Annotated in this window: 11 protein-coding genes; 8 read left to right on the forward strand and 3 right to left on the reverse strand. The window is 67.1% G+C overall.

The features are described from left to right. Nucleotides 1-130: 130 nt before the first annotated feature. Genes BHE75_RS07340 through BHE75_RS07355 form a run of 4 tightly spaced genes read left to right on the forward strand, consistent with a single transcriptional unit; the run spans nucleotide 131 to nucleotide 4,549 of the window. Nucleotides 131-1,357, forward strand: coding sequence for a polyhydroxyalkanoate depolymerase (locus tag BHE75_RS07340; RefSeq protein ID WP_070933486.1), 1,227 nt, complete (start codon nucleotides 131-133; stop codon nucleotides 1,355-1,357). Nucleotides 1,358-1,387: 30 nt separating this feature from the next. Continuing rightward, nucleotides 1,388-2,959, forward strand: a complete 1,572-nt coding sequence (locus tag BHE75_RS07345) for a hypothetical protein (protein ID WP_070933487.1) — start codon at nucleotides 1,388-1,390, stop codon at nucleotides 2,957-2,959. Nucleotides 2,960-2,964: 5 nt separating this feature from the next. Then, complete coding sequence (gene dgcA / locus BHE75_RS07350; protein WP_070935583.1) at nucleotides 2,965-3,963, forward strand: N-acetyl-D-Glu racemase DgcA; 999 nt, start codon at nucleotides 2,965-2,967, stop codon at nucleotides 3,961-3,963. A 52-nt stretch (nucleotides 3,964-4,015) separates the two neighbouring features. Beyond that, nucleotides 4,016-4,549 (forward strand): hypothetical protein, encoded by a 534-nt coding sequence (locus BHE75_RS07355; RefSeq protein WP_139181672.1) that lies wholly within the window; start codon nucleotides 4,016-4,018, stop codon nucleotides 4,547-4,549. A 10-nt stretch (nucleotides 4,550-4,559) separates the two neighbouring features. On the opposite strand, the gene BHE75_RS07360 is transcribed toward BHE75_RS07355, so the two are convergent. Beyond that, a complete protein-coding gene (locus BHE75_RS07360; protein WP_070933489.1) occupies nucleotides 4,560-5,171 on the reverse strand; it encodes a glutathione S-transferase family protein in 612 nt (203 codons plus the stop codon). A 4-nt stretch (nucleotides 5,172-5,175) separates the two neighbouring features. After that, complete coding sequence (gene argJ / locus BHE75_RS07365) at nucleotides 5,176-6,399, reverse strand: bifunctional glutamate N-acetyltransferase/amino-acid acetyltransferase ArgJ (protein WP_070935585.1); 1,224 nt, start codon at nucleotides 6,397-6,399, stop codon at nucleotides 5,176-5,178. 110 nt (nucleotides 6,400-6,509) lie between these two features. Between argJ and BHE75_RS07370 the strand changes: the two genes are divergently transcribed. The 3 genes from BHE75_RS07370 (at nucleotide 6,510) to secA (ending at nucleotide 10,380) form a co-directional block, all read left to right on the forward strand. Beyond that, a complete protein-coding gene (locus tag BHE75_RS07370; RefSeq protein ID WP_015459935.1) occupies nucleotides 6,510-7,142 on the forward strand; it encodes an energy transducer TonB in 633 nt (210 codons plus the stop codon). A gap of 114 nt (nucleotides 7,143-7,256) precedes the next feature. Beyond that, nucleotides 7,257-7,523, forward strand: coding sequence for a hypothetical protein (locus tag BHE75_RS24410; protein ID WP_015459936.1), 267 nt, complete (start codon nucleotides 7,257-7,259; stop codon nucleotides 7,521-7,523). Between the two features lie 121 nt (nucleotides 7,524-7,644). Next, a complete protein-coding gene (secA, locus tag BHE75_RS07380) occupies nucleotides 7,645-10,380 on the forward strand; it encodes a preprotein translocase subunit SecA (protein ID WP_015459937.1) in 2,736 nt (911 codons plus the stop codon). Nucleotides 10,381-10,897: 517 nt separating this feature from the next. On the opposite strand, the gene BHE75_RS07385 is transcribed toward secA, so the two are convergent. Next, nucleotides 10,898-11,194, reverse strand: a complete 297-nt coding sequence (locus tag BHE75_RS07385) for a PilZ domain-containing protein (protein WP_015459938.1) — start codon at nucleotides 11,192-11,194, stop codon at nucleotides 10,898-10,900. Nucleotides 11,195-11,443: 249 nt separating this feature from the next. Here BHE75_RS07385 and BHE75_RS07390 point away from each other — a divergent pair, with 249 nt between their 5' ends. Continuing rightward, entirely contained in the window at nucleotides 11,444-11,788 is a 345-nt protein-coding gene (locus BHE75_RS07390; RefSeq protein ID WP_254684386.1) for a GIY-YIG nuclease family protein, read from the forward strand. Nucleotides 11,789-11,990: the final 202 nt, after the last annotated feature.

The raw sequence follows: 11,990 nt of genomic DNA on the forward strand, positions 1-11,990 counted from the left end.
AGCAGGACGCCGCACCCTGCTCAACGGGGCGGAATGCCGCAGGCGACGGCGGCCGGGGCCATGCTGCATTGCACCGTCGCGAAGTTTGGGCGTAAGCTGCCGTCAAGTCTTTTCCGGGATTCTGTATCTGATGTTGTACAACGCCTATGAAATGCAGCGCACCCTGCTGGCGGGCGCAAGCTCGCTCGCCAATATGGGGGCGGAATGGATGCAGAATCCGGCCAATCCCTTGTCCTACACGGCTTTCGGACCGGTGATGGCATCGGGGCTGGATGTCTTCGCCCATGCCGCCGCGCCGCGCGGCAAGCCCGCCTTCGGCTTCACCAGCACGATCGTGGACGGCAAGACGGTGCCGGTTTCGGAAGAGATCGTGCTGCGCAAGCCGTTCGGCCAGCTCAAGCATTTCGCGCGCAAGGGCGTGAAGGGCGGGCGCAAGCTGCTGATCGTGGCGCCGATGTCCGGCCACTATGCCACGCTGCTGCGCGGCACCGTGGAACGGATGCTGCCGGACCATGACGTCTACATCACCGACTGGCGCGACGCGAAGATGGTGCCGTTGTCGGAAGGGCTGTTCGACCTCGACGACTATGTCGATTATATCGTGGAATTCCTGGAGCATATCGGCCCCGGCGCGCATATGCTGGCGGTCTGCCAGCCTTCGGTGCCCTGCTATGCCGCCGCCTGCCTGATGTCGGAGGACGATAATCCCGCCCGGCCGCGCACGCTGACGATGATGGGCGGGCCGATCGACACGCGCAAGGCGCCGACGGAGGTGAACACCGTCGCCACGCAACGGCCGCATAGCTGGTTCGAACAGAATGTGATCGTGACGGTGCCCTTTTATTATCCGGGCGCCGGGCGGCGGGTCTATCCCGGTTTCCTCCAGCTCACCGGCTTCATGGCGATGAATCTCGGCAACCACCTGATCAGCCACTGGACGATGTTCAAGCATCTGGTGGACGGCGACGGCGACAGCGCGGACGCGACCAAGGCCTTCTACGACGAATATCGTTCCGTCTGCGACATGGATGCCGAATTCTACCTGCAGACGATCGATGTCGTGTTCCAGGACCATGCCCTGCCGGACGGGCGGATGATGCATCGGGGCCGCAAGGTCGATCCCGCCGCGATCAAGGACATCGCGGTGCTGGCCGTGGAAGGCGAGCGGGACGATATTTCCGGCATCGGCCAGACCAAGGCCGCGCTCACCATCTCCACCGGCCTGCCGGACGCGCTGAAGAAATATTATATGGCCGAGGGCGTCGGCCATTACGGCATCTTCAACGGCCGGCGCTGGCGGGAGATCATCGCACCGGTGGTCATCGACTGGATGGCCGCGCATGACGATCGCGCCTGATCGCCGCGCGCCGTTGAGCGGGCACGCCTGATGGGGCGGGGCCGCACCGGCATCGGCGCGCTTCTGCCGCCGGCCATCGCCGTCGCCTGCCTGTTGGCGCCGATGCCGGCGGAGGCATCCCGCCCGGCCCGGATCGATCCGCCGGCCGCGGGCGGCGAGCCGGGCCGGGAGCAGGGGCTGACGGCGGCGGTTTCCCGCTTGCAGCAGGGCGATTGCGCGGGGGCGCTGGCGATCCTCGATCCGCTTGTCGCGGACATGGCCGGCAGGCAGCGCAACGCCGTGCAGATCCTGCGCATCTCCTGCCTGGGGCCGGCGGGGCGGGGCGACGAGATTCCGGGCATCTACAAGGAAATGGCGGCGTCGGAGCCGGACAATCCATCGGTGCGCGCGGTGGGCGTGTTCGTCGCTGCGCAGCAGGACGACATGCCCGAGGCCGCCCGCCGGCTGACGGCGCTGGCCGAACAGGCGCCCGACGGCCTGGGCTCGATCAACGGCGTGCTGGCGCGCGGCATCCTGCAGGATCTGGGGGAGCGGCACGATCTTGCCGGCCGCAAGCGCCTGTTCGTGGCGCTGGCGCGGGCCGACTGGCAGCCGGCGGACGAGCCGGACATGCGGGAAAGCGTGGCGCAGGGCGCGATAGAGGCGCTGCTGGCTGATCGGCGGCTGCCCGAGGCCGAGGCGTTTTTGCCGCGCATCGCCATGCCCGAAATCCTCGTCACCATGGCGACCGAACGGCTTTACGAGCCGCTCTGGCCGGCGATCGAGGTGCGGCTGGGCGATCATTCGGGGCTGGCGATCGATCGCTTCGCGCTGGGCCGGCTGGAAGCCTTCACCCGCAGCGAGAATGACGATCGCACGCGCCGCGACGCCATCCGCGCCTTCATCCTGCTCGGCCGCTATCCGGAAGCGATCGAGCTTGGCGAGAAGGTGGCCGTGGTCGACGGCATGAGCGACGATGCGGTGGCGAGCGTGCGCTACCACGCGCAGGCGCTGGCCGCCGAAGGCGACCGGGCGGGCGCGATCGAGCGGCTGCGGCCGTTCACGACGATCGATCCCGCGAAGACGCCGTCCAGCGTTTCCGGCCTCATCGGCCTGGCGGAGCTGCTGGACGAGGCGGCCCGGCCGGCGGAGGCGCTGGCGGTGGCGCGCGCCGCCCAGGCATCCAGCGGCGATACGATCAGCAAATGGGGCCGCGCCTGGCTGCGGCGGACGGAGGTATGCGCGCTTTCCACCATGGGGCGCGGGGGCGAGGCGAAGCCGATCGCCGACGGGCTGATCGCCGGTTCCGCCGACAATGAGGCCGCCGCCATCGAGGCGCTGCTCTGCGCCGGCCGCGCCGACGACGCCGCGAAGATCGCGGTGGCCACCCTCGCCACCCCGGACGGCACGGCCGCCATCGCCGACCAGTTCCAGCCGGACGAGGCGATCTGGGCGCCGGCGGGATCGCGGCTGCGCGGGCTCTGGGTGGCCTTCCTCACCCGGACGGACGTGAAGGCCGCGTTCGACAGGAGCGCGCGCATCCTGCCCAGGCGCCTGTGGCCGGCGCGGACGCCGCGACCCATCCCGCGCCGCGGCACGGACGAACCCTCGACACTCACCTGAGGACCATGACCGAAAAAAGCACCCCGCGCCTTTCCGCGCGGATCGAACGCTGGCCGGTGGCGGGCGCCTTCACCATCGCGCGCGGCGCCAAGACCCATGTCGATGTCGTCATTGCCGAGATCGCGGCGGACGGCCATGTCGGCCGGGGCGAGGCGACCGCCATTTATTATCACGGCGAAAGCGCGGAGAGCGTGGCGGCGCAGGTGATGGCGGCGGCGGACGCGATCGAGGCGGGCGCCGATCGCGCGGCGATCCAGATGCTGATGCCGCGCGGCGCGGCGCGCAACGCGGTGGATGCGGCGCTGTGGGATCTGGAAGCGCGGAGGACGGGCAGGCCCGCATGGGCGATCGCCAGGCTGGCGCCGCCCGCGCCACTGTTGACCGCCTATACCATCTCGCTCGGCGAACCGGCGCGGATGGAGGCGGACGCCCGCGCGGCGGCGGACCGGCATCCGCTGCTCAAGCTCAAGCTGGCGGGCGTGGGCGATCTGGACCGGGTGGCGGCGGTGCGGCGGGGGGCGCCCGCGGCCCGGCTGATCGTGGATGCCAACGAAGCCTGGACCGGGCGGGACGTGGCGGCGGAAGCGGCCGCCCTGCTGCCTTATGGCGTGGAGCTGATCGAGCAGCCGGTGAAGGCGGGGGAGGATGCGCTGCTGGACGGCATCCGTTCCCCGATCCCGCTCTGCGCGGATGAAAGCTGCCAGGATCGCGCCGATCTGGCGCGGTGCATCGACCGCTATCAGGCGGTGAACATCAAGCTGGACAAGGCGGGCGGCCTCACCGAGGCGCTGGCGCTGACCGCCGAAGCGCGCGCGGCGGGGCTGGAGATCATGGTGGGCTGCATGCTTTCCACCTCGCTCGGCATCGCGCCGGCCTTCCTCGCGGCGCAGGGCGCGCGCTGGGTGGATCTGGACGGTCCATTGCTGCTGGCGAAGGATCGCGCGCCGGGCTTCGTCTTCACCGGCGGCACGATGCATCCGCCGGCGCAGGGATATTGGGGCTGATCGCAACGACGGCGAACTGGCGAGAGGTGCCGGAAGGCGCTATCGGAGGCTCATGACAATCAACAGGCATTTCGGGGCGTTGCTGGGCCTTTCCCTGCTGCTTGCGGGCTGCGGCGGGGCTCCACGGATGCGCATCGTGCAGACCGGCGCGCTGCCGGCGGCGTCCGGGGCGGGCTTCCGGCTGGATCAGGCCGGCGACCTTGGCGACACGGTGGCCGGATGCCTTGCCGGCATGGGCTTCCGCGCGGACGATGCCCATCCAGCCTATCTCGCGCAGGTCGCGTTTTCGGATCGATCGGCCGGCACCAACCTGTTCATCCACGAGGCGGCGGCGCCCGATGCCGGGGCTGAGGCGGTGAACGGCCGCTGGGCCGATGCGCCCAGCCGCGACCGACGGCACCGGAACGCCACGCTTTCCTTCAGCATCACCGACATCGCCGCCGCGCGGGAAATCTATCATGTCGCCGTGATCCGGCCGCACGGGCGGAAGGACGGGGGCGATCCGCGCGCCGGCATGGCCGGGGCGCTGTGCGAGGCGATGGCTGGGCAGGCGGCGGGGGAGACGGCGCCCGTCACCCCGTCCTGACGCCGTCCCGTCAGGTCAGCGGGATCATCACATGGGCGGCATAGCCGGGCCGTTCGCGCAGCCGGGCATACCAGTCCTCGACATGGGGCATGGCCGGACGTTCGATATCCAGGGCGAACCAGCTATGGGCATAGACGCCCATCGGCACGTCGCCCACGCCGAAATTGTCGCCCGACAGCCAGGGGCGATCGGCCAGCGCCTGATTGAGGATCGCCATCATCTTCGCCGTCGCCTCGGCCGATCGGGCGATCGCGGCGGCATCCCTTTCTTCCGGCGAATGGCGGACGAGGTTGAGGAAGGCATCCCGCTGCGCATCGGCATAGCCGAACTGCCAGTCCATCCACTTGTCGCCCCGGGCGCGGGCGGCGGGATCGGCCGGCCATAGCGTCCCTTCGCCATATCTGGCGGCCAGATAGCGGAGGATGGCGTTCGATTCCCATAGCACCAGCCCGTCATCCTCGATGGTGGGGATGAGGGCGTTGGGATTCATCTCCCGATAGCTGTCGGTGATGCCGAAGGCGCCGCCGATATTCAGGCGGACAAAGGGGCGGCCGATCTCCTCGGCGAACCAGACCACCTTCTTCACATTGTGGGAATTGGGCCTTCCCCAGATCGTCAGCATCGGGTCAGCTCCGATAATCGGCGTTGATCGCGATGTAACCATGGGTGAGATCGCAGGTCCAGACCGTGGCGCGCCCGTCCCCCAGGCCAAGCTCCACGCCGATCTCGATTTCCTGTCCCTTCAGGTGGGCGGCGACGGGGGCCTCGTCATAGCCTTCCACCGCCAGCCCGTCGTGGGCGACCTGGGTGGCGCCGAAGCGGATGGCCAGCCGGTCGCGCTCGGCCGGCTCGCCCGCCTTGCCCACCGCCATGACGACGCGGCCCCAATTGGCGTCCTCCCCGGCGATGGCGGTCTTCACCAGCGGGGAGTTGGCGATGGAAAGCGCGATGCGCCGCGCGCTTTCGTCGGAAACCGCGCCTTCCACGGTGATGCCGATGAACTTGGACGCGCCCTCGCCGTCGCGCACGACGAGCTGGGCGAGCTGGGTGCAGAGATCGGTGAGCGCCGCCTGGAAGGCATCGGCCCCGGCATCGTCGAACGAAGCGAGCGGCGCGTTGCCCGCCTTGGCCGTAGCGAAGGCCAGCACGGTATCCGACGTGGAGGTATCGCCATCCACGGTGATGCAGGAGAAGCTGCGGCCATTGGCGGCGTTCAGCATCTGCTGGAGGAAGGCGGGTTCGATCGCGGCATCGGTGAAGATGAAGCCGAGCATGGTCGCCATGTCAGGCGCGATCATGCCGGAACCCTTGATGATGCCGACGAGATCGACGGTGCGATCGCCGATCACGACGCGCGTCGCGGCGGCCTTGGGGAAGGTATCCGTCGTCATGATCGTGGCGGCGGCTTCCTCCCACGACGCTTCCGGCGCGGCGAGCGCGGCATCGATCCCGGCCTCGGCCTTGTCGATGGGCAGCGGCACGCCGATCACGCCGGTGGAGGCGACGAACACGTCCGAGGGCGCGCAGCCGATCGCGCCCGCCACCCTGGCGGCGATCGCCTCCACCGCCGCGCGGCCGCGATGGCCGGTGAAGGCGTTGGAATTGCCGGCATTCACCACCAGCGCCCTCGCGCGGCCCAGCGGCAGCGCGGCGCGGCACCATTCGACCTCGGGCGAAGGGCAGAGGCTCTTCGTCGTCACGCCGGCCACCGCCGTGCCCTCGTCCAGCGCCACGAAGGTGAGGTCGCAGCGGTCCCACGCCTTGTATCGCGCGCGCGCCACCGCCGGGCGGACGCCGGCGATCGACGGCAGGAGGGGGAAGGCGGCGGGGGCGAGGGGCGATTTTTCCATGGGCGCGCCATAATGCGAGTCCGCCCGCGATAGAAGGGCGCTCATTGCCATTGGCCGTCGCCTTGGTAGGGAATGGCGGGAATGTTCGGGGGGACACGGATTTGCTGTCATTGCTGTTGACGATGTCGGGCGCCGTCGCGCTGGTGGCGGTGGAGCCGAAAGAGGTTGGCGATACCCTGACCTGGGTGACGACCGAGGATTATCCGTTCGAAGCCCTGCGCGCGGGGATGGAGGGGATGACGGCCGTCCAGCTTAGAATTTCGGCCGAGGGGCGGCCTTCCGGCTGCGCGGTCACCGTATCCAGCGGCCACAAGCTGCTGGACGATACCACCTGCAATCTGCTGCTGCTGCGCGGCCGGTTCGAACCGGCCAGGGATCAGATGGGGCAGCCGGTTTCATCGGTCTATTCGCGGCGTGTCCGCTGGCAGCTGCCAAAAGACGATGAGGGGGAGCGAATCAAGCTGGGGGCTCCCCAGCCTTATTCGTTCATCTACGAATATGACGTTTCCGAAGCGGGATTGATCGAGAATTGCAAGGTGGCGTGGGGAAGCGGCGCCGCACCGGGCGCCGATCCCTGCGGCGGATCCGAGAGGGTGCGCATGGAGCCGTTCCGGGATGCGGCGGGCAAGCCCGTGCGCAAACATGTCACCTTCCGCAATTCGCTGACGGTGGAGGATGCCGTGGAGACCGGGGGCGGGGCGGCGTCGGCCGAGGCTGAACGCGGCAGCCCGGCGCCGCGCTGAAGTAATATCGAAGTAGCGCTTCGTTGCGCGAAGGACGGCCTGTCCTTTCGATTTCGGTTGGACGGACGGGCCGGGAGCACCTATGTGGTGCGCTTCGCAACTATGGGATCGTCCTTGCAGCTTCTGCTTTTCCTCTCTGCGCTGTTGAGCGGCCTGACCGGGGTGATCTCCGGCGATCGGGTGGCTGCGCCGTCGAGCCTGGAGCGCGCCAGCGCCGAGGTGACGGTGATCGCGGAGGAATTGGCCGAGGCCGCCGTCCGGGCGCCCGTCGTCCTGGCGGCCGTCGCCGCGCTCGCGACGATTCTGTCCGTGCGCGCCTTCGCGATCGTCACGGCGCCCGCGCCCGATCCCTTCCGCGTCAGCGAGCGCCGGCGCGAATAACGCGCCCGGCGTCGACGGCCGGCGCGCTGGCGCGGCCGTTCCCCGGTTTCATGCGCCGAAAGGCGCCTCGGGCCGGCCCTTCCGGCCCCGCATCTGCCAATTTCAACGAACAGGAATCACCATGCTGGGCGGACTCGCCAAGGCCATTTTCGGATCGTCCAACGACCGTTACGTGAAGTCGCTGCGTTCCATCGTCGCGAAGATCAACGCGCTGGAGCCCCAGATTTCCGCGCTGGACGATGAAGCGCTGAAGAACCAGACGGTGGTGCTGAAAGGCCGCCTCGCCGCCGGCGAGACGCTGGACGATATCCTGCCCGAAGCCTTCGCCACCGTGCGCGAGGCGGCCAAGCGCGTGCTCGGCCAGCGGCATTATGACGTGCAGCTGATCGGCGGCATCGTCCTCCATCGCGGCGAGATCGCCGAGATGCGGACGGGCGAGGGCAAGACGCTGGTGGCGACGCTCGCCACCTATCTGAACGCGCTGGACGGCAAGGGCGTCCATGTCGTCACCGTCAACGACTATCTCGCCAGCCGCGATGCCGAGTGGATGGGCCAGGTCTATCGCTTCCTGGGGCTGAGCGTGGGCGTGATCGTGCCCAACCTTTCTGACCAGCAGCGGCGCGATGCCTATGCGGCGGACATCACCTACGGCACGAACAACGAATTCGGTTTCGATTATCTGCGCGACAACATGAAATATGATCGCGGGATGATGGTGCAGCGGCCCTTCGCCTACGCCATCGTCGACGAGGTCGATTCGATCCTGATCGACGAGGCGCGCACGCCGCTGATCATCTCCGGCCCGACCGACGACAAGTCCGAGCTTTATCTGGCCGTCGACGCCATCGTGAAGCAGGTGACGCCGGAGGATTACGAGCTCGACGAGAAGCAGAAATCGGTGACGCTCACCGAAGACGGCACCGAGCGGATCGAGCGGCTGCTGGAAGCGGCGGGGCTGCTGGAAGGCGCCAACCTTTACGATTTCGAGAATACGCAGGTTGTTCACCACCTGAACCAGGCGCTGCGCGCCAACGTCGTGTTCAAGCGCGATACCGACTATATCGTGAAGGACGGCAAGGTCGTCATAATCGACGAGTTCACCGGCCGCATGATGGACGGGCGCCGCTGGTCCGACGGGCTCCACCAGGCGGTGGAAGCCAAGGAAGGCGTGAAGATCGAGCCGGAGAACCAGACGCTCGCCTCGATCACCTTCCAGAATTATTTCCGCATGTATCCCAAGCTGGGCGGCATGACCGGCACCGCCGCCACCGAGGCGGGCGAATTCTACCAGATCTACAAGATGAACGTCGTCACGATCCCGACGAACCTGCCGGTTCGCCGCATCGACCAGGACGACGAATTCTACAAGAACATCACCGACAAGTTCGGCGCCATCACCAAGGCGATCCGCGAGGCGGCGGAGCGTGGCCAGCCGGTGCTGGTGGGCACCGTCTCGATCGAGAAGTCGGAGCTGCTTTCCGAATATCTCAAGAAGGAAGGCGTCGACCACAAGGTGCTGAACGCCCGCTATCACGAGCAGGAAGCCCATATCGTCGCCCAGGCCGGGCGGCTGAAGGCGGTGACGATCGCCACCAACATGGCCGGCCGCGGCACCGACATCCAGCTGGGCGGCAACCTGGAATTCCGCATGCTGGACGAGCATCCGGATCTGGTGGAAGGCACGCCCGAATATGAGGCGAAGGCGGCCGAGATCCGCACCGAGATCGCGGCGGAGAAGGAAGCCGTGCTGGCGGCCGGCGGCCTGTTCGTGCTCGGCACCGAACGGCATGAGAGCCGCCGCATCGACAACCAGCTGCGCGGCCGTTCGGGCCGCCAGGGCGATCCGGGCCTTTCGCGCTTCTACCTGAGCCTGGACGACGACCTGCTGCGCATTTTCGGCCCGCAGACGATGTTCGCCAAGATGATGAACAAGAACCTCGCCGATGGCGAGGCGATCATCAGCCCGTGGATATCGAAGGCGATCGAGACCGCACAGAAGAAGGTCGAGGCGCGCAACTACGACATCCGCAAGCAGGTCGTCGAATATGACGACGTGATGAACGACCAGCGCAAGGTGGTCTACGAGCAGCGCGCCGACATCATGGACGCCGAGACGGTGGACGATGTCGTCGCCGACATGCGCGCCGAGACGGTGAACGCGATCGTCGCCGATGCCTGCCCGCCCAATTCCTATCCCGAGCAGTGGGACCTCGCCGGCCTGAAGGCGCGCGTTGCCGAGCTGCTGGGCCTGGAGCCGCCGATCGACGACTGGCTGAAGGAAGAGGCGGTCGAACCGGAGATGGTGAACGAGCGGCTGCAGGCTCTCGCCGAGGAGCGGATCGCCGAGCGTTTCGCCACGGTCGAGCCGGAAACCCGCCGCAGCGTCGAGAAGAGCGTGCTGCTCCAGTCGCTCGACCATCATTGGAAGGAGCATCTCGCGACGCTCGATGCGCTCCGCGCGGTGATCCACCTGCGCGCCTATGCGCAGAAGACGCCGATCAACGAATATAAGCAGGAAGCCTTCGCGCTGTTCGAACGGATGCTGGTGGCCATCCGCGAGGACGTGACCCGCATGCTGAGCCATGTGCAGTTCGGCGCGCCGCCGGAGCTGCCGCCGATGCCGGACTTCATCACCAGCCATATCGATCCATTCACGGGCGAGGACGATACCCGCGATATCGATGCGGGGGCGCTCGGCCTGGTGACGACGCGCATCGCGCCGCTTTCCATCGCCACGGCATCGGCGGCGGACGAGCTGGGCAGCGATCCGGCGGACTGGGAAGGCAAGATCAGCCGCAATGCGCCCTGCCCCTGCGGATCGGGGCAGAAATATAAGCACTGCCACGGCGCCTTCTGATCGCAGCGGCGGTGGGCCGGCGGGGAGGGGCGGCGGAGTGTCCGCCCCGTCCCCGCGCGCACCGCGCTTTCCCCGCGCTGGATGGATGCCCGATGGCGGCGGGCCCGCCTGCGGCTGTGTGTCGGATGCTGTGCCTAAAAAGCGGGCAGATGTCGGCGCGCGGGCAAATCCGGCGGGAGCGCCGGAATTCCAGGATATCGCTGCGATTCGCTTTATGCTGCATTGCAGCATCTGCACCCATATTAGGCAATGGGTGCGTAGGAAAATCGACCTCACGATACGCAAACTCATGTTTATGATTTGCTGATACCGGGATCATGGGGGGGAATGGGGTGTGATTGCATATTTTGCAACCATGGCTCGCTGTTTTGCACTTGCGTAATATCGTTCGCGGACGCAAAAAGGACGGGCCTTTCAGGCATCCTCTCCTAAAAACTTCAAAGGCCGGCCCTTGGGTCGGCCTCTTTTTTGCCCGCTGCCGGAGATGGAGTTGCCTGCCGCGCGGCCCCAAGCGGCCTCAGCAGGCGTCCGACGCCGAAGCGTCGTCGGTCGCCAGGGCGACGAGGAGCGGCCAGTAATCGTTGGCGCGCAGCGGCTCGACAAGCTCGAGCCCGGCCTTGAAGCCTTCGCGCCAGATCAGCCGGGCCGGCAATAATTGCCCCTCGATCAATTCGATGCGGATATCGCTGTGGCTGGAAAGCGAGGCGAGGCTGTCGATCACCATGCCATGGCGGGAGATATTGCAGAGCGTGGCGGCCATCGGCGCCTCGCCGGCGACATGCAGGATGGCCTGCGCGATCACATCATGCCGCATGCTTCGTCTGGTCGCTTCCGACATTCCGTTGCCCCGCAATTCGCCGGCCCTCGATGCCGATTATCGCGCGAGGAGGTGAAATCTGCGTAAACCCCCGGCAGCGTGGGGGGCTGTTTCGGAAAGCTGGTTTCCTTGATCTGCATCGGTGCGGATAGGGCGTCTGGCAAAGTGGCTTTCCAAAGACGTCGGCATTGCGGACATAGCTCTGCACGCATACCCCATCGTCACCCCGGACTTGTTCCGGGGTCCATGGTGCCGCAGACATTGGCGTTGATGATCGAGCGCCAGCCTTGCGTCTACATCCTCGCCAGCAGCTTCAACGGCGCGCTGTATGTCGGCGTAACGTTCGATCTTCTGCGCCGCATCGCCCGGCATCGCGACGGCATGTTTGATGGCTTCACCGAGCGATATGGGGTGAAATATCTCGTCTACTGGGAAGCGTTTGGCACGATGGAAGCCGCGATCCTGCGCGAAAAGCAGATCAAGCGCTGGCGAAGGGACTGGAAACGGAATCTGATCGAACGGAATAATCCGTCTTGGCATGATCTGGCGGTGCCGCTCGGGCTTGAGCCGCTGGCGCCATCACCTGCTTGACGGTGGACCCCGGAACAAGCCCGGGGTGACGATAGGGCGTTGTCCGCCCCACCTCCGACCGCGCGGGTCTATTTTCTGTCGCCGACAGCCGATGGTCGCCGCTTTGGAATTCCTTCGCCCCATCCGGCGAGGCGTGGAGCGGTCGGCAATTCCATCCGTTGGGAAATCCATCTAACGGGGCAGGGCAATCGGGAAATCTGAA

It is taken from the genome of Edaphosphingomonas haloaromaticamans (genome assembly GCF_001853345.1).
GTDB lineage: Bacteria > Pseudomonadota > Alphaproteobacteria > Sphingomonadales > Sphingomonadaceae > Sphingomonas_E > Sphingomonas_E fennica.

Excerpts from the sequence above, each read along its gene's own strand:
- BHE75_RS07340 (WP_070933486.1), top strand. The coding sequence starts at position 131 with ATGTTGTACAACGCCTATGAAATGCAGCGCACCCTGCTGGCGGGCGCA.
- BHE75_RS07345 (WP_070933487.1), top strand. The coding sequence starts at position 1,388 with ATGGGGCGGGGCCGCACCGGCATCGGCGCGCTTCTGCCGCCGGCCATC.
- dgcA (WP_070935583.1), top strand. The coding sequence starts at position 2,965 with ATGACCGAAAAAAGCACCCCGCGCCTTTCCGCGCGGATCGAACGCTGG.
- BHE75_RS07355 (WP_139181672.1), top strand. The coding sequence starts at position 4,016 with ATGACAATCAACAGGCATTTCGGGGCGTTGCTGGGCCTTTCCCTGCTG.
- BHE75_RS07360 (WP_070933489.1), bottom strand. The coding sequence starts at position 5,171 with ATGCTGACGATCTGGGGAAGGCCCAATTCCCACAATGTGAAGAAGGTG.
- argJ (WP_070935585.1), bottom strand. The coding sequence starts at position 6,399 with ATGGAAAAATCGCCCCTCGCCCCCGCCGCCTTCCCCCTCCTGCCGTCG.
- secA (WP_015459937.1), top strand. The coding sequence starts at position 7,645 with ATGCTGGGCGGACTCGCCAAGGCCATTTTCGGATCGTCCAACGACCGT.
- BHE75_RS07385 (WP_015459938.1), bottom strand. The coding sequence starts at position 11,194 with ATGCGGCATGATGTGATCGCGCAGGCCATCCTGCATGTCGCCGGCGAG.
- BHE75_RS07390 (WP_254684386.1), top strand. The coding sequence starts at position 11,444 with ATGGTGCCGCAGACATTGGCGTTGATGATCGAGCGCCAGCCTTGCGTC.